Genomic DNA, 220 nt, shown 5'->3' with positions numbered 1-220 from the left:
CGGTGTCCATGGCGCTCATGCGGGCGTTCTGCTCGGAGCAGAAGGACTCCACCAGTGCACCGAACAGCACGCTCTTGAGGTAACCCGGCACAATATGGCTGAGCACCTGTTCCGCAAAGGGCATATCGATGAAGTGTATGTGGTCTATACCGAGATGGTCACCCCCATGACGATGGAACCCCGCATGATCAAGCTGTTGCCCCTGGACCGGGATGCCTTC

Annotated in this window: 1 protein-coding gene; it reads right to left on the bottom strand. The window is 58.2% G+C overall.

What is annotated here, in order from left to right:
- A partial coding sequence (locus H6B10_RS18395) for a F0F1 ATP synthase subunit gamma (RefSeq protein WP_345941877.1) occupies positions 1-124 on the bottom strand: 124 nt, incomplete at its 3' end.
- Between the last annotated feature and the right edge of the window lie 96 nt (positions 125-220).

This window comes from Gemmiger formicilis (assembly GCF_016901605.1).
Lineage (GTDB): Bacteria > Bacillota > Clostridia > Oscillospirales > Ruminococcaceae > Gemmiger > Gemmiger formicilis_B.
Note: the sequence above shows the minus strand (reverse complement) of the source record. Positions and strands in the feature narration are given on the sequence as shown.